Raw genomic sequence first — 16,333 nt, forward strand, 5'->3', positions numbered from 1 at the left:
GGCTCCCGGGGTTGACCGCTGTCGCGGCCATCCCTGGCACCGGTCACTCGCCCGGGCGAACGTTTCCGGCCACGGCACTAGATGATCTGTTCGGTCGGGAGGATGGTGATCTCGGTCAGGTTGACGTGCTTGGGGACCGAGGTCATGAAGGCGACCGTCTCCGCGACGTCTTCGGGGGAAAGGACGTCGATCTGGGCGATCAGATCGGCCATGAGCTTGCTCGCCGCCGGGTCGGTGACGTGGTCCGGCAGCTCGGTGTCGACCATGCCCGGTTCGATCGTCGCCACGCGGATCCTCTTGCCGCCCAGCTCGGTGCGCAGCAGTTTGGTGAGCTGGGTGACGTAGGCCTTGGTCGCCGAGTAGACCTGGAAGCCCTCCAGGATCCGGACGGCGGCGATCGATGACGTCATGATGAGGTCGGCGCTGCGGCCGGAGGCCGCGGCCGATTCCAGGGACGGCACGAAGGCCTGGACAGTGTTCATGACGCCCTTGATGTTGAGGTCGATCTGGGCGTCCCAGTCCGCTGTGGCCAGGTCGGTGATGCCGGAGATGAGCTGTACGCCGGCGTTCGCGAAGACGAGGTCGGCCTGGCCGAGTTCGTCGGCGACCCGGTCGGCCGCCGCGAGGACGGCGGCGCGGTCGGTGACGTCGGTGGGCAGGGCGAGGGCGGTTCCGCCGTTGGCGCGGATGCGGTCTTCGAGCAGGTCGAGCCGGTCGCCGCGGCGGGCCATCAGTGCCACTTTCGCGCCGAGTTCGGCGAAGCGGACGGCGGTCGCTTCGCCGATGCCGCTGGAGGCGCCGGTCACCACGGCGATACGTCCGGCGAGCGGGGTTCCGGAGACGATTCGGGCGGAGGGTTGGGGGTTCTGTGTTGTGTTCATGTCGACAAGCATGAAACCGGTTCTGCCGGATCGGGGGGTAGTGATACGACCCCCTCACTGACCGGGATTGGCGTCGTACCCGTGGGTAGGGGCGGGGAATGCCACGCACTGAGTTGGGCGGGTTCCTCATGACCCGCCGTGCCAAGGTGACCCCCGAGGTCGTTGGAATGCCCGCGGCGGGCGAGCGCCGTGTTCCCGGTCTGCGCCGCGACGAGGTCGCCGCGATCGCCGGATTGAGTGTCGACTACTACCGCAGTCTGGAGCAGGGCAAGGAGACCCGCCCGTCGGAGGTGATTCTTGCCGGTCTCTCCCAGGCGCTGCGGTTGACCGTGGCCGAGGAGCGGCACCTGTACGCGCTGGCCGGTGCGGCGCGCCGGCTCGGTGCAGAGGCGACGGTCCAGCCGGTGCCGGTCGAGTTGCTGAACCTGATGGACTCCTGGAGCGATTCCGGGGCGATCGTGTTGGATCCGGTGCTCGACGTCCTGGCGATGAACGCGAAGGCGCGGGAGCTGTTCGCCGGTTTCGGGGAGACCGCGAACCTGGTGGAGATGGTTCTGCTGGCCCCCGAGGGCCGTCGGTTCTTCGTCGAGTGGGAGGCTTCCGCCGAGGAGACTGTGGCCAACCTGCGTGCCAGTGCCGACTTCGCTGTCGCTCCCGCCCGGCTCCGGGAACTGCTCGGCCGGCTGAAGGCCGAGAGTCCGGAGTTCCCCGGCCTGTGGGAGCGCCACGACGTGTGGCCTAAAACCCACGAGACGAAGGTGTTGCGCCATCCCACCCGGGGCCTGCTGAGTATCGACTTCCACGCTTTCAATGTCGCCAGCGTGCCCGGTCACCAGCTCCTGATCTACCAGGAGAAGGGGGTCGGGGAGGGGTGATGCGGGATTGAGGGGGTGGAGCGAGTAAGCCGGAAAGCGGTTTGCGCGCTCGCGTAGCACTGGTGCGAGACGCGCACGGTTACTTGTACGGGGTGGGGGTGTCGCGGGTCGGCCGTGCGGGGGGTGGCGTGGGGTGGGCGGTTGCGAGAGGGTTTCGGTTATGGAGATCGGGGAGCGCAGGGAACCGCCGAGGGGGTTGGGCCGGATGCTATTCCGGTTGCCCGTTCATCTCTACCGGATGCGGTTGGGGCGGCTGTTGGGTGGCCGTTTGCTGTTGTTGGAGCACACGGGGCGGGTTTCGGGGAAGCGGCGTCTGGTCGTCGTGGAGGTGGTCGAGCGCGACGCCGGGGGCGGTTACACGGTCTGCTCGGGGTTCGGGGCCGGGGCCGATTGGTATCGCAACGTCCTGGCCGCGCCGGAGACGACGGTCCGGGTGGGCGGGCGGGTGGTGCGGGTGACCGGTGTGCCGTTGTCCTCGGGGGATGGTGGCGAGGCCATGGTGCGTTACGCGCGGCGGCATCCGGTGGCGGCGCGCAGGTTGTCGGGCTTCATGGGGTTCGTGGTGGACGGTTCTGAGGGGGATTACCGGGAGGTGGGGCGGCGTCTGCCTTTCGTCCGGTTCGTTCCCCGGCGGTGAGATGTCCTGGTTCTGTTTCGGCGGGTGGTGTCTGTGTTTCGCTGCCGGTGAGCGCTCCGCGCGCCATCGCCTGTGCGAGGGCGTGGACCTGTTCTCGGTCGAGTAGGTCGGCGGGGAGGGTGACCAGGGTGAACAGTGTGCCGGAGTAGAGGGTGACGAGGACGGGGATCGCGGTCTCGGGTACGGGGGTCCCCGTTTCGTTGTGCAGTTCGGTGGTGGCGGTGAGCGCGGTGGTGTTCAGCCGGGCCAGGACGGCGGCCAGGGCGGGGCGGCGGCGGGCTTCCAGTTGGAGTTCGAAGATCGCCAGGTAGCGGTCGCGTAGGTCGGTCGCGGCGGTCCACAGCGAGGCGGCGAGGATTTCGGCCAGGTCGTGCGTGTCGGTGGTCCTGCGGGTCGCCGGGTGTGTCTCGTCCGCGGGGGCGGTGGCGGTGGCCATGTCCGCGAGGTGGAGTTCGAGGACGCGTTCGGCGGCCGCGACGAGGAGGGCTTCGCGGTTGCGGGCGTAGTTCGTGGCGGTTCCGGCGGGGACCCCTGCGCGGGCTTCGACGGCGCGGTGGGTCAGGCCGTGTGCCCCTTCCTCGGCGAGGAGGGCGATGGCCGCGTCCGCCAGGGTGTGGCGTCGGCGCAGGTTGGGGGGTGGCATGGGGGTCAGTATAGGTCGGCGACGCTTATCACTACTATCGTATTGAATGGCGGCCGGTCCCCTGCCGGGCGCCCGACGGCGAGGGAGCGGGCTATGAGGGAACCGGTGGCGACGGTGGTCGGCGGCGGCATCGCGGGGCTCGCGTCGGCGGTGGCGCTGGCCCGGGAGGGCTGGCGGACCACCGTGCTGGAGCGTCGGGATGGCGCGGCCGAGGTCGGCGCCGGGGTCGCGGTGCCCGCCAACGGCGTCGCCGCGCTGCGCGCGCTCGGATTCGACGACGGGCGCGTCGCGGAGATCGGGTACGCGACGACCGCGACGGGTTTTCGGGACACCCGGGGCCGTCGCGTCCTGCTCATCCCCGACGACCGCGCCGACGTGCGCCCGGTGGTCTCGCTGCTGGGCCTTCACCGGCAGCGGCTGCGCGCCGCCCTCCTGCGGGCGGCGGAGGAGGCCGGGGTGGTGGTGGCCGCGGGGGCGCGGGTCACCGGGGTGCGCCCCGGAGCGCCCGGCGGGGCGCGTGCGGAGGTGGAGTGGCGGAGCGGGGACGCCGCCCACCGCGCGGAGGCCGATCTCGTGGTCGGCGCCGACGGGATGTGGAGCGCGGTGCGCGCCGCGCTCTTCCCGGGGGCGCGTCCCCGCTACAGCGGGAGTACGAGCTGGCGCGCGGTCGTGCCCGACACCGCCCGTGACGGGCGCCTGGCCGAGTACTGGGGGCCGGGCGCGGAGTTCGGGTCGGTGCGGGTCGGCGCGTCGGAGTTGTACTGGTACGGCTACGTCCGGGCTCCGGAGGGGGCGGTCGTGGGCGACGAGCACGCGGTGGCGTGCTCGCGGTTCGCCCGCTGGGCGCCCGAGGTGGGCGGGCTCATCGCGGCGACCGCCCCCGACCGGCTCGTGCGGCACGACGTCTACCATCTGCCGGGCGGGTTGCCGGGTTATGTGCGGGGGCGGGTCGTGATGGTCGGCGACGCCGCTCACGCCGCGCTGCCCACGATGGGGCAGGGTGCCGCCACCGCCTTGGAGGACGGTGTCAGCATCGGGCGTCTGGTCGGCGGGCGGGTGGCGCGCGGGTGCGGTCTGGGGTCGGCGCTGGCGGAGTTCGACGCGGTCCGGCGCCCGCGGTGCCGGGCGATCGCCGCGCACGCGGTCCTCATGGCGCGGTTCGGGGCGGATCTGGGCGGGGGGTGGCGTCAGGCGGCGCGCAACTCCGTGTTCCGTCTGGTTCCCGGCGGGGCTGTGGTGCGGGCGTTCTCCTCGGTGGCGCGCTGGACGCCGCCGTCGGTTCCCGGGTCCGCCCGTCCGGCCGGTCGGGGGGCGGCCGCCACTTGATCCTGGTGTTGTTGGTGGTCAGGGGCTCGTGAGGATGACGAGCCGGCGGGTGGTCCGGGTCATCGCGACGTAGCGGTCGACGGCTCCCTCGGTGCCGTCGCCGAACGCCTGCGGGTCGACGAGGACGACCAGGTCGAATTCGAGTCCTTTCGCCAGGGCGGGGGTCAGCGACCGGACGCGGGGCGTCGACCGGAGGGAGGGGGCGCCGATGACGCAGGCGGTCCCGTCGGGGTTGGCGGCGAGCCAGGTGTCGAGGAGCGGTTCCAGGTCCGAGGCGGGTCCGTGTGTGACGGGGACGCCGTTGCTGCGGATGGAGGTGGGTACGTTGGCGTCGGGGAGGGCGGCGCGGATGGCCGGTTCGGCTTCGGCCATGACCTCTTGGGGGGTCCGGTAGTTGATGTTCAGGGGGGCCAGGTTGATCCGGTCGAACCCCGCCCGGGCGAGCCGTTCTTGCCATGACTCCGTGAACCCGTGCCTGGCCTGGGCGCGGTCGCCGACGATGGTGAAGCTCCGGGAGGGGCAGCGCTGCAGCAGCATGTGCCATTCGGCGTCGGTGAGTTCCTGGGCCTCGTCCACGACGATGTGCGCGAACGGGCCGGTGAGCGGGTCCGGGGCGGCGTCGGGCAGCGCGGCCTCGTCGACCAGGCTGTCTCGCATGTCCTGTCCGATCAGCATCGTCACCAGGCCTTCGCCGTCGTCGTCGGCGTGGAGCAGGTTGTCGACGACGCTGTCCATGTGCTCACGTTGGGCCGCCAGGGCGGAGTCGTGTCGGTGTCTGCGTCGTGTGGCCCGGGGGTCGCCGAGGCGTTGGCGTGCCGCGTCCAGGATGGGCAGGTCGGACACGGTCCAGGCGTGGGGGTTGTCGCGCTGGAGTTTACGGATGTCGTCGATGCTGAGCCAGGGGGCGCATTTTCGCAGGTAGGCGGGTACTGTCCAGAGGTCTCCGACGAGGTCGGCGGGTTCGATCAGCGGCCACGCGCGGTTGAGGGCCCCGGTCAGTTCCGTGTCGCGCAGCAGCGATGCCCGGATGAGGTCCGGCGGGACTTCGTCGTCGTCGTGCTTGTCGGTCAGGATCGTGATGAGTTCTTCCAGGATCTGTCCGCGCGCTTCGTTGTGCGGGGTTCCCGGTTCGGGCGCCTCGAACGCCTCGGCCCAGTCGTGGGGGTCGAGCTGGATGTCGGACCAGTCCGTGGTGACCGTCGTCGCCTCGGTGGGCGGTTGTTCGTAGAACCTGACGGCCGCCTCGATCGCCTTCACCAGGTTCGCGGACGACTTCAGGAGGGTCACGTCGGGGTCGGTCTCGGTCGTGGCCGTGGCTCCTTCGGGGACGAGGTCGCGCAGGGTGCAGGTCTGCACGCCCTCTTCTCCGAGGCTGGGGAGGACGTCGGAGACGTAGGCCAGGTAGGGGTGGTGCGGGCCGACGAACAGCACGCCGCCCCGGCGGTGGCCGAGTCGGGGGTCGGAGTAGAGGAGGTGGGCGGTGCGGTGCAGGGCGACGACGGTCTTGCCGGTGCCGGGGCCGCCGTCGACGACGAGGGCGCCGCGGGATCCGGCGCGGATGACGGCGTCCTGGTCGGCCTGGATGGTGCCGAGCACGTCGCGCATGCGCGACGTCCGGTTGGCGCCGAGGCTGGCGATGAAGGCGGACTGGTCGTCGAGTGCGGCGTGCCCTTCGAATCCGTCCGCGGTGAACACCTCGTCCCAGTAGTCGCTGATCCGGCCGCGGGTCCAGCGGTACCTGCGGCGGCTCGCCAGTCCCATGGGGTTGGCGTGGGTGGCCGCGAAGAACGGTTCGGCCGCGGGGGAGCGCCAGTCGATCAGCAGTCGGCGTCCCTGGGGGTCGGTGAGGCCGAGTCGTCCGATGTACACGGGTTCGGGGTGGTCCGTGCTGACGATGCGTCCCAGGCACAGGTCCAGGCCGAAGCGGCGCAGGGCGCGCAGGCGGGCGGCCAGCCGGTGGGCCTCCATGTCCCGTTCCAGGACCTCTCGGCCTGTTCCGCCGGTCGTGGCGTGTTCGGCGTGGAGGCGGTCGGTCAGGTCGGAGATGGTGTGTTCGAGGCTGTGCGCGATGGCGGTGAAGTGCTGTTCGTCGTCGGCGACGAGTGTGGGGGAGGCTTTGGCGGCGAGGTGGTCGGGGAGGTCGAACGCGCTGGTGGCGGGGTGTTTCACGTCGTCTCCCGTGGTGTGGGTTCTGGTCACGGTCGACGATTCTGCGGCATGAGGGGGGTCTTGTGGCAAGCCCCGGGGTGCGCTATAGCTTGGGAGTGGAGGGGAGTGGCCAAAGCCCTCTCCTTCGGTCGTCCGCTGCCGGTGGGCCGTCTCCTCGCGAGGGGGCGGTGGCGCCGCGGGCCCGAAAGGGCTCCGCCGCTCACCGGTGTTGCGCGGCGCGGGTGCCGGTCGTCGTGCGGGGCGTGGTCAGGGGGACGGCACGCGGACGCGGCGTCTCGGCGTTTCCGGTTTCTTCCGGGGTTCTGACGGTGGTTCGCCCAGGCGGTACTGCTGGGGGCTGACGCCGTGGACGCGTTTGAAGGCGGTGCTCAGCGCGAACGGGGTGGCGTAGCCGACTTTGCGGGCGACGGAGGCGACGGTGGTGTCGGGGAAGCGCAGCAGGTCCGCGGCCAGGGCCAGGCGCCACCCGGTGAGGTAGGCCATGGGGGGTTCTCCCACCAGGTGGGTGAAGCGGCGGGCCAGTGCCGCGCGGGAGACGCCCGAGGCCGCGGCCAGGGCCGCCACCGTCCAGGGGCGGGCCGGGTCGCCGTGGATCAGCCGCAGCGCGCGCCCCACCACGGGGTCGCCCAGAGCCAGGTACCAGGCGGGCGCGCGGGCCTCGGGGCGGGAGAACCAGGTGCGCAGGACCGCGATGAGCAGCAGGTCCAACAGCCGGTCCAGGACCGCATCCTGGCCGGGGTCGTCCTTGGCGATCTCCTCGCCCAGCAGCGCCATGAGGGGGCTGTCCCAGGCCCCGTGGGGCAGGACCAGCAGTGTGGGCAGCGCTGTGAGCAGGCTCCGGCTGACCTCTCCGCTCCTCTGGTAGGTGCCGACGAGGACGGTCGTCGCGCCGTCGGGGTCGTTTCCCCAGGACCGGACGCCCAGGCCCATCTCCTGGGCGAGGGGGCGGCCGGCCGGGTCGGTGCAGTGCTGGCCGGGGTGGACGATGACCAGCGGCTCGGTGGAGGGGGAGTCGGCGATCGTGTACGGTTCGGGGCCGCGCGCGACGGCGACGTCCCCGACGCCCAGTTCCAGCGGGTCGCCGTCGTCGGGCACCACCCACGCCGAGCCGCGCACCACGGCCATCAGGGTGATCGGCGCCTCGTCGCGCACGCGGATGGACCAGGGCGGGTCGAATACCGCGCGGAGCAGGAAGGCGCCGCGGGCCCGCGGCCCGTCCAGAAGACCCGCGAGTGCGTCCATAGGCGGCAGTGTAGACGCTCGGACATGGAGGCGAGCCTCTGGGCGATGGCCCGCCCGGGTGCCGGGCGCTTGACTTGGGGCATGACGCAGAACACGCGAGAGCGCGGGACGACACTGGTATTGGGCGGCACCGGTAAGACCGGCCGCAGGGTGGCCGGGCGGCTCACCGGTCTGGGCCTCCCGGTCCGGGTGGGTTCGCGGTCGGGGGAGCCGCCGTTCGACTGGCAGGACGAGGCCACGTGGGCGCCCGCCCTGGAAGACGTCGGGGCGGTGTACCTGGCGTACGCGCCCGACGCGGGGTTCCCGGGGGCCTCCGACACGATTGGGGCGTTTGCCGCGCGGGCGGCCGAGGCCGGGGTGCGGCGCCTGGTGCTGCTGTCGGGGCGCGGCGAGGAGGGGGCCCGGCGCAGCGAGCAGGTGGTGCGCGACTGCGGGGTCGAGTGGACGATCGTGCGGGCGGCTTTCTTCTCGCAGAACTTCAGTGAGGACTTCCTGGTGGAGGGGGTGCGGGGCGGTGTGGTCGCGTTCCCCGCCGGTGGTGTGGCCGAGCCGTTCGTCGACGCCGAGGACATCGCCGACGTCGCGGTCGCCGCGCTGACGGGGGACGGGCACGCGGGTGAGCTCTACGAGGTCACCGGCCCCCGGCTGCTGACGTTCGCCGGCGCGGTCGCGGAGATCGCGAGGGCCGTCGGCCGCGAGGTGGGGTATCTGCCGGTCTCCTTGGAGGAGTTCACGGCCGCCATGGCGGGGCAGGGGGCGCCGCCGGAGTTCACCGGCCCCTTCTCCGACCTGTTGGCCGACATCCTGGACGGGCGCAACGCGTCCTTGTGTGACGGGGTGCGGCGCGCGCTGGGCCGGGAGCCCCGCGACTTCGCCGAGTACGCGCGCGCCACGGCCGCCACCGGGGTCTGGGACGCCTGACCCCGGAAGGGCCGGCGATAGGGCCCTCGCGGGGCGGGGGTCTTCCCGGGGGCGGCGGCCGCGCGAGAATCCCGGGTCGTCGAACGCTTCCCGGTACACGAAGGACGAGGAACACCATGACCGAAGTGCTGGGCGGTGCCGTGCTGGTCGCGGCCACGATGGCCACCGGGCTCCTGGCGGGCCTGTTCTACGCCTTCGCGATGTCCGTCATGCCGGGCCTGCGCGGGGCCGGGGACCGGACCTTCGTGGAGGCCATGCAGCGGATCAACGTGGCGATCGTCAACCCCTGGCTGTTTCTGGCCCTGCTCGGCGCGCCGGTGCTGTCCCTTGCCGCGGCGGGGCTCATGCTCGGCGGCGGCGGGCGGGGCGCGCTGGGGTGGACCGTCGCGGGGTTCGTGCTGTGCGTGGCGACGCTGGCCGTCACGGGCGCGGCCAACGTCCCGCTCAACAACGCGCTGGACGCGGCCGGGCCGCCGGAGCGGATCGTCGACCCGGCGAAGGCGCGCCGGGACTTCGAGGCCGGGTGGGTCAGGTGGAACACCGTCCGCGCGGTGACGTCGGCGGCGGCGTTCGGCTGCCTGGCGTGGGCGCTGGTGCTCCACGGGCAGGGCCTCGCGGGTTGAGTGGGGTTGCCTGTGCCTTTCGGGGTTCTGTCCCCGGGGGAGGAGGGGCGCCGGGGCGGGGTCAGTCGTGGTCGGCGGCGACGAGGATCTTGCCGCCGGGGTGTCCCTGTTCGCTGAGGCGGTGGGCGTCGGCGGCCCGGTCCAGCGGGTAGACGCGGCCGACCGGTACGCGCAGCGCGCCGCGTCGCACCAGGGGGAGGACCTCGGTGAGGACGTCGGCGGCGGGGGTGTTGCCGGGGCCGCCGCCGGAGAAGCGCACGCCGTGGTCGGCGGCGTGGTCGTCGGCGATGGTGATGACCTTCTCGGGGCTTCCGGCGAGTTCGACGGACAGGGCGAGCACGCCGCGGCCCGAGGCGTCCAGGACCGCGTCGACGCCGTCGGGGGCCAGGGCGCGGATCCGGTCGCGCAGGCCCTCGCCGTAGGGGACGGGGTGGACGCCGGTGGCGCGCAGGAGGGCGTGGTTGCGGGTGCCGGCGGTGCCGATGACCCGGGCTCCCCGGGCGAGTGCCAGTTGGGCGGCGGCCTGGCCGACGCCGCCCGACGCGGCGTGGATCAGCAGGGTCTGGCCGGGGCGCACGTCGAGTTGGCGCAGGGTGCGGTGGGCGGTCTCGGTGGCGACGGGGAGGGCGGCGGCCTCGTCGAAGGGCAGCCAGTCGGGTTTTTCCACGAGGTCGCCGGTGTCGGCCAGCGCGTGGGTGGCCAGGGCGGGCGAGAGGGGGCCGAAGACGGCCTGGCCGGGGGTCCAGGCGGTGACGCGGGGGCCGACGGCGTCGATGGTTCCCGACGCCTCCAGGCCGGTCCCGGTGGGCGCGTCCGGGGGGGTTTGGGCGAACAGGCCGCGGCGGACCTTGCAGTCGTAGGCGTTGACCGCGGCGAAGCGCACCCTGATCCGGACCTGCCGGGGGCCGGGTTCGGGGGTGGGGACCTCGTCCAGGGTGAGGACGTCGGGGTCGCCGTAGCGGGTGAAGCGGACGGCCTTGGCCACGGGGTTTCCTCCGGTGTGTGGGGTGTGCGGGCTGGTCGGTGGCGCTGTTTCGGGGGCGTGGCGGGCCGTGGAAGGTGTCGCGGTGGGTGGTGGGGCCGCGTGCGGGTGTTGGTGTGGCGGGGCGGCGGTGCCGAAGCCCGCGTCGGTGCGGTTCCGTCCGGGGCCGGGCGCGCGGAAGCGGCCATGGCCCGATCCTCGCACATGTCGTCTTTCGGGCCGCTCGTGCGGTGATCGGTGGCGCGGTGTGGGTGAACACGGTGTTCAGCGGGTCGGGCGCGCTGTGTGTGGTGGCGCTGCTGGTCCGCCGGGGCCCGAGGCGCGTTCTGTTTCTCGATCCCTTTCCTGTGGCGTGGATCAATAGCAGGATTTAATGGTAGAAACGTATCGTTTCTCAGTGGTCACCGCACAGATCACTGATATCGGACAAGCCAGAGTCCGCGGCGCGCGGCGCCCGGCTTTGCCCGCACACCACAGCGATAGGCACCATTCCATGCGAAGAATCCTGGTCGTCGGCGCCGGCCAGTCCGGTCTCCTCCTGGCCCACGGGCTGCTCGGGAACGGCTACGACGTCACCCTGCTGACCGGGCGGACGTCCGACGAGGTCCGGTACGGCTCGGTCTCCGTCGGCCAGTTGTCCTTCCCGGGCGTGCTCGACTACGAGCGCGGCATGGGCCTGGACTTCTGGGAGGGGCGGGCGCCGATGCTGATGACCACGGTCATGACCCGCACCACGCAGCAGGGCGAGGTGTCGAGCCGGCTCATAGGGCACATCGCCGGCGGCGGGGTGTGCATCGACCAGCGGGTCAAGATGGCCGACTGGCTGGAGGCGTTCGAGGACCGCGGCGGCAAGGTCACCATCCACGGGGCGACCGTCTCCGACATCGACTACTTCACCCGCATGTACGACCTGGTGGTCGTGGCCGTGGGCGGCGGGGAGCTCGGCCAGCTGTTCGACCGGGACCACTCCCGCTCGGCCGGGGGGCAGCCGCTGATCGCCGTGGACGCCTACGTGCAGGGGGCGAGCGGTGAGGAGGGGGACCAGTTCCAGGTCAACTTCATCGACGGGCTGGGCACCCAGTGCCTGGACCCCGCGTTGACGCCCTACGGCCAGGCGCACCGGGTCACGTTGTACGCCGCCCCGGGCGGGCCGCTGGACTTCTCCGGGGAGCGGTTGTCCCCGGACGGCACGCTCGCGCGGCTGCTCGACGTCTTCGCCGAGCGCGCGCCCCACATGCACGCGCAGCTCGCCGGTTCCCGGCTCGTCGACGAGCTCAGCGTCAACATCGAGAAGGTCGTCCCCTACGTCCGCGACCCGGTCGGGACGCTGCCCTCGGGCGGCCGCGTCCTGGGGATGGCCGACGTGGTCTTCTCCAGCGCGCCCTCGATAATGCAGGGCTGGAACAACTCGACCGCCTGCGCGCACATCTACCTGAACCGGATCCTCCGGCACGGCGACGAGCCCTTCGACGCCGAGTTCATGCGCGGCGCCTTCGACGACTACTGGGAGTACGCCAAGTACACGGCGTGGCTGGCGGACCTGCTCTCGGGGGCGAACCCCGAGAGCACCCCGCCGCACGTCGCCGGACTGCTGCAGAGCCTGAGCACGGACCAGGCCGTCTCCGACCTGATCCTGGGCGGGCTGGACAACCCCATGAAGCTCGCCGAGAAGCTCGCCACGCCGGAGACGACCGCCCAGGCGCTGGCGGCACTGTCGTAGGAATCCGGCGTAGCGGACCGGATCAGGGGCGGTGGTAAGGCCCGTATCCCCCTCGGGGGGTACGGGTCTTCCTCGTCGGTCTCCGCGGCCGCGATCCCTCCCGTTACCGCGCCCACCGGCGGCGCCGCAGACGCTCGTGCCGCTTCTCCCGGGGCCGGCCTGGCCTCGGGCCGCGGGGCGCGGGCCCTCTGGCGCCACTGCTTCACCGTGGTTCCGGGGTGCCTCGGAACCGTCTGGACGTCGTCGCGGACGACAGCCTGAAATCCCATGTTGCCGAGCACTGCCTGCCGCGTCGTGTGGAAGGCCGGGGACACGCGCCAGGCGGGCTGGCGAGACCGGCCCGCCTCCCAGGACTTGCCGCATGCAGTCGTAACGACTATTGTTACGACTGAAGTCGAGGGGTGAGGGGGAGGAGTCCGACGTGAGCGCCAACAGCAGGCTGACCATCGCGGCGCACGCCCTGACATGGATCGGGCTGTACCAACGGCGCGGCCACGAGGTCGCCACCTCCGAGCAGATCGCGACGAGCGTCAACACCAACCCGGTGGTGATCCGCCGCCTGCTGGCCAAGCTGGGCAAGGCCGGCCTGGCCGGTTCGCGACGGGGGGCGGGGGCGGGCTGGATGCTCGCGCGGGACCTGGCGGCGATCACCCTGCTCGACGTCCACCAGGCGATCGAACCGGGGCCGGTCTTCGCCCTGCACCGCGCGACGCCGAACCCCGAGTGCGTCGTGGGCCACGGCATCGGGCCGGCGATGACCGCCGTGTACGACGGCGTGGAGGCCGCCCTGCGCAGGGAGCTGGCCAAGACCACGCTGGAGGACGTGCTGCGGGACGTCCTGCAAGCCGCCTGAACCAGGACCGCCGACCTCCCCTGATCGAGGGGGCCGCACCACACGCCCATCAATGTAACCAAAATAGTTACATCAAGAAACCGGAGAGTCCCATGGGACGGCTGGACGACAGGACCGCCTTCACACGGCTGCCGACCGAGTCCGGGTTCGCGCCGGTCGGCCTTGGCGCGCCGCGCGAAGGCGGGGCGCTCATCCCGTCCGGCGGGCCGCCGAGCCGAACGGCAAGCGCTCCCTGTTCCCAGGGCTGAGGCCCGGCCGACACGCCTCGTACGAACGAGAAGACAAGGACAAGGACGATGGCAACAGATACCCAGACCTCACGGATCGTGGCCGAGAAGTTCGTGGAGCGCCTCGCCGGGCAGGACCCCGACGGCATCCAGGAACTGTTCGCCGAGGAGATCGACTGGCATGTCCCCGGCAGTGACGCGCTGTCCTGGTCCGGGCGCCGTACCCGCAGGGAGGAGGTCGCGCCGTACTTCACCACGATGTGGCCGCACTTCGCGCACGGCAAGAGCGAGGTCGTGCTGGAGCGCGTCATCGCCGACGGTGGTGACGTCGTACTGCTGGCGGTCTGGACGCACACCGTCGTGGCCACCGGGAAGGAGTTCACCACACCGGCGGCCGTGCACCTGACGGTCGAGGACAACCGGATCGTCCGCATGCACCTGTACGAGGACACGCTGACCGTCGAGAAGGCGTTCGACGCCGGCTGAGCAGGTCGCGGGCGCGGCGGAGGCGTGGAAGACCACGGGGTCGAGGAACATCGAAACAGGATCCGGCGCCAAGGACACGGGCTTCCCCGAGACTGGCGCCGGACCCTGAAGAACACCCGCACCGCGCGGGGCGCCCGCCTGGGCGCGGCCACCGTCAACAACCGCCTGGCCGCCGTCGAGGGCAACTACGTCGACTCCCCCGGCCAGGCGGAGCCCAGCTCGCGCCCTCGCGCCGACAGCCCGCGCGAGGGCATCGGCGGGATGGACCGGATCGTGGACGTGCCGGCCCAGTGGGTGGAGGAAGCCCGCCCGGCCTGCGCCCACGCCGGCTCCCCGGCGCTGTGGCCCTCAGAACGCGGGCCGCGCATCGGGTGAATACAGATCACCCGATCAACGGCTCCTGCCGGTCTCGCCCCCCATCAGCCCGCCCCCACGCGCGGGTCGACGGGTGTGAGCACCCCGAGCCGGTCCTCGATCGCCTGCGCCGCGTCCAGGCACAGGTCCTCCCGGAACGCGCGTCCGACGATCTGCACTCCGGAGGGGAGCCCGTCGACCACGCCGGTCGGCACTGCCACGCCGGGCACGCCCACGAAGCTGGTCACGCTGCACAGGCGCATTCCCGACCCGACCCGGTCCCGGCCCGCCCTGTCGCGCGACTCCAGCCCCGGTTCGACCGGCGGCTCGGTGAACGACGGGCCGAGCAACAGCGGGTACGCGTCGAGGAATTCGGCCCACGAGCGGCGAATGCTCATCCAGGTGCCCGTCAACCTCACGAGCTCGTCCGCGCTCGCGGGCGGGGTCTGCTCCATCGCCATCTCGATGTAGCGGTCCCCGCCTTCACCGAGCAGCCGGCGCACCGCCGGCCAGGTCGGGGCGAACTCGGTCACGGTGATCCGGCCGTACGCCTCGAGGGCCTCGTCCATCCGCGGCACGTCCCGTACCTCGCGCACGTCGTATCCGGCGTCGCGGAGAGCGTCGGCCGCGGTCGCGACGGCTCCGCGGATCGCGGGGTGGACTCCGTGCCCGCCGGGGTCCGCCACGACCGCGACCTTCACCGGCCCGGGGAGCCCTTCGCCGTAGGCGGGCACCGGCACCGCGCGCGGGTCCCGCGGATCGGTCCCGGCCAGCACCTCGTAAGCCAGCCGTAGGTCGCCCACGCTCCGGGCCAGCGGGCCGTCGGTGACCAGCATCTGGGACGCCGGCCCGGGGTCGTCGGGGCCGAGGACGCGGTGGTCGGCGGGGAACCGGCCGGTGGACGGTTTCAGCCCGGCAACACCGCAGAACTGGGCCGGGACGCGCACCGATCCCCCGGAGTCGTTGCCGAGCCCGAGTGCCGCCATCCCCGTGGCCACGGCCACCGCGTCACCCCCGCTGGAGCCGCCCGGGGTCCGGCTGCTGTCCCACGGATTGACCGTGTCGCCGAACAGCTCGCTGCGCGTGTGCATCCCCGCGAGGATCAGGGTGGGGATGTTGCTGTGTCCGATGGGAATGGCCCCGGCCGCGCGCAGCCGCGCCACCGGGGGTGCGTCGGCCGACGCCACCAGACCGCGGAAGCGCTCCACGCCGAACGTGGTCGGCACGCCTTCGACGGCGGTGCTCTCCTTCACGGTGAACGGCACTCCCGCGAGTGGTCCCAGCGTCTCACCGGCGGCCCGCCGACGGTCCGTCTGTGCCGCGGCCTCGCGTGCGCGCTCCGCCAGGAGCTGCGTGACCGCGTTCACTCGCGGGTTGACCTCGGCAATGCGGTCGAGGTGACTGTCGACCAGTTCGACGGCCGAGACTTCCGCGCTGCGCACGGCTTCCGCCTGAGCGGCGGCCGACATCCTCCACAGGGCGTCCTGCATGGCCGGTGACCTCTTCCCACGTACCAATTCGACCGTATCGGAACCGTGACCGTACCCTGGAACCGATACAGGCGCAACGAAAAAAGTACGCCGTGGGACAGGAAGGCGACCGGGCATGCCCAGACAGGTGGATCACGCGAGCCGACGTCGCCTCATCGCCGAGGCCGTCTGCCACCTCGCCGACGAACGCGGCCTTGAGGGCGTCACCCTTCGCGATGTCGCCGCCCGCGCGCAGGTGTCCGTGGGCGCCGTTCAGCGGTGCTTCCGGACCAAGGAAGAGATGCTCGTCTTCGCTCTCGGGCACATCAGCGAGCGGATCAGCGAGCGCGTACGGGCCCGCCTTGTCAGGAGCCCGGCCCAGTCGGCCGCCACCGCCCTGGGGCACGCGGCCGCCGAGATCTCACTACTCAGGGAAGCGCACCGCGCCGAGGCCAGAGTCTGGCTCGCCTTCGCCGCGCAGGCGGCTGTCAGCAAGGCGCTCGCCAAGACGCTGAAGGCGAACTACGCAGCTGTGCAGGAGGCGTTCACCCGCCTCATCTCGGAAGCCGGCGAGGGCACCGACCGCGCCGTGTCCCTCGATCCGCAACGCGAGGCCCGCACCGTCCTCGCCCTTGCGGACGGCCTCACCACGCACGTCCTCATCGGTCACCTCACCCCGCGAGAGGCACACGACGTCCTCCACGCGCACTTGGCCGGCCTCTGGGAGCAACCGGCCCAGCCCTCTCACTCCCGTGAAGACCGGGCCGGGTGAGGCGGAGAAGCGACAGGCGGATCAGGGGCGGAGCTGATGCTGTCGGTGGCCGCCCCGACCGGCCGGCCGGTCGGGGCGGTTGCGCATCTGCTGGCCACCGCTCATCGAGGAGGGCCGGGACCCGTCCTCGATGAGCGGCAGCCCGGCCGACAG

16 protein-coding genes are annotated in these 16,333 nt (G+C 72.2%); 10 read left to right on the top strand and 6 right to left on the bottom strand.

The features are described from left to right. Nucleotides 1-77: 77 nt before the first annotated feature. Nucleotides 78-881 (bottom strand): SDR family oxidoreductase, encoded by an 804-nt coding sequence (locus EV190_RS06055; RefSeq protein ID WP_208113065.1) that lies wholly within the window; start codon nt 879-881, stop codon nt 78-80. A gap of 98 nt (nt 882-979) precedes the next feature. Between EV190_RS06055 and EV190_RS06060 the strand changes: the two genes are divergently transcribed. Further along, entirely contained in the window at nt 980-1,756 is a 777-nt protein-coding gene (locus tag EV190_RS06060) for a helix-turn-helix domain-containing protein (protein WP_243742384.1), read from the top strand. Nucleotides 1,757-1,961: 205 nt separating this feature from the next. Then, the gene (locus EV190_RS06065) at nt 1,962-2,393 is read left to right on the top strand and encodes a nitroreductase family deazaflavin-dependent oxidoreductase (protein ID WP_243742385.1); all 432 of its coding nucleotides are present in this window, start codon (nt 1,962-1,964) and stop codon (nt 2,391-2,393) included. On the opposite strand, the gene EV190_RS06070 is transcribed toward EV190_RS06065, so the two are convergent. After that, nucleotides 2,305-3,036 carry a TetR/AcrR family transcriptional regulator gene (locus tag EV190_RS06070; RefSeq protein ID WP_133740441.1) on the bottom strand — a complete coding sequence of 244 codons (732 nt, stop codon included), beginning with the start codon at nt 3,034-3,036 and terminating at the stop codon, nt 2,305-2,307. The two genes, EV190_RS06065 and EV190_RS06070, sit on opposite strands and share 89 nt — an antisense overlap. A gap of 93 nt (nt 3,037-3,129) precedes the next feature. Between EV190_RS06070 and EV190_RS06075 the strand changes: the two genes are divergently transcribed. After that, nucleotides 3,130-4,362, top strand: a complete 1,233-nt coding sequence (locus tag EV190_RS06075; RefSeq protein ID WP_133740442.1) for an FAD-dependent oxidoreductase — start codon at nt 3,130-3,132, stop codon at nt 4,360-4,362. Nucleotides 4,363-4,380: 18 nt separating this feature from the next. Here EV190_RS06075 and helR read toward each other — a convergent pair whose 3' ends face one another. Together helR and EV190_RS06085 are read right to left on the bottom strand one after the other, a co-directional pair. Continuing rightward, nucleotides 4,381-6,531 (bottom strand): RNA polymerase recycling motor ATPase HelR, encoded by a 2,151-nt coding sequence (gene helR / locus EV190_RS06080; RefSeq protein ID WP_133740492.1) that lies wholly within the window; start codon nt 6,529-6,531, stop codon nt 4,381-4,383. Between the two features lie 246 nt (nt 6,532-6,777). Beyond that, entirely contained in the window at nt 6,778-7,773 is a 996-nt protein-coding gene (locus EV190_RS06085) for an AraC family transcriptional regulator (protein ID WP_133740443.1), read from the bottom strand. 81 nt (nt 7,774-7,854) lie between these two features. Here EV190_RS06085 and EV190_RS06090 point away from each other — a divergent pair, with 81 nt between their 5' ends. Continuing rightward, complete coding sequence (locus tag EV190_RS06090) at nt 7,855-8,694, top strand: NAD(P)H-binding protein (RefSeq protein WP_208113066.1); 840 nt, start codon at nt 7,855-7,857, stop codon at nt 8,692-8,694. Nucleotides 8,695-8,810: 116 nt separating this feature from the next. Beyond that, complete coding sequence (locus EV190_RS06095; protein WP_133740444.1) at nt 8,811-9,317, top strand: anthrone oxygenase family protein; 507 nt, start codon at nt 8,811-8,813, stop codon at nt 9,315-9,317. Nucleotides 9,318-9,378: 61 nt separating this feature from the next. Here the strand turns inward: EV190_RS06095 and EV190_RS06100 are convergent, their stop codons facing one another. Beyond that, nucleotides 9,379-10,302, bottom strand: a complete 924-nt coding sequence (locus tag EV190_RS06100; RefSeq protein ID WP_133740445.1) for an NADP-dependent oxidoreductase — start codon at nt 10,300-10,302, stop codon at nt 9,379-9,381. A 490-nt stretch (nt 10,303-10,792) separates the two neighbouring features. On the opposite strand from EV190_RS06100, the gene EV190_RS06105 reads away from it, so the two are divergent. From EV190_RS06105 to EV190_RS06120, 4 genes are all read left to right on the top strand, one after another. Beyond that, nucleotides 10,793-12,019 (top strand): styrene monooxygenase/indole monooxygenase family protein, encoded by a 1,227-nt coding sequence (locus EV190_RS06105; protein WP_133740446.1) that lies wholly within the window; start codon nt 10,793-10,795, stop codon nt 12,017-12,019. A 421-nt stretch (nt 12,020-12,440) separates the two neighbouring features. Then, on the top strand, nt 12,441-12,872 hold the full coding sequence (locus EV190_RS06110; protein WP_133740447.1) for an Rrf2 family transcriptional regulator: 432 nt from the start codon (nt 12,441-12,443) through the stop codon (nt 12,870-12,872). Between the two features lie 296 nt (nt 12,873-13,168). Beyond that, nucleotides 13,169-13,585: a nuclear transport factor 2 family protein gene (locus tag EV190_RS06115; RefSeq protein ID WP_133740448.1), complete on the top strand. Its 417-nt coding sequence runs from the start codon at nt 13,169-13,171 to the stop codon at nt 13,583-13,585. Nucleotides 13,586-13,609: 24 nt separating this feature from the next. Further along, entirely contained in the window at nt 13,610-13,960 is a 351-nt protein-coding gene (locus EV190_RS06120; protein ID WP_133740449.1) for a hypothetical protein, read from the top strand. Between the two features lie 44 nt (nt 13,961-14,004). Here the strand turns inward: EV190_RS06120 and EV190_RS06125 are convergent, their stop codons facing one another. Then, a complete protein-coding gene (locus tag EV190_RS06125; protein WP_133740450.1) occupies nt 14,005-15,429 on the bottom strand; it encodes an amidase in 1,425 nt (474 codons plus the stop codon). 115 nt (nt 15,430-15,544) lie between these two features. On the opposite strand from EV190_RS06125, the gene EV190_RS06130 reads away from it, so the two are divergent. Next, complete coding sequence (locus EV190_RS06130; protein ID WP_133740451.1) at nt 15,545-16,180, top strand: TetR/AcrR family transcriptional regulator; 636 nt, start codon at nt 15,545-15,547, stop codon at nt 16,178-16,180. Nucleotides 16,181-16,333 lie beyond the last annotated feature (153 nt).

The organism is Actinorugispora endophytica, from assembly GCF_004363075.1.
GTDB lineage: Bacteria > Actinomycetota > Actinomycetes > Streptosporangiales > Streptosporangiaceae > Actinorugispora > Actinorugispora endophytica.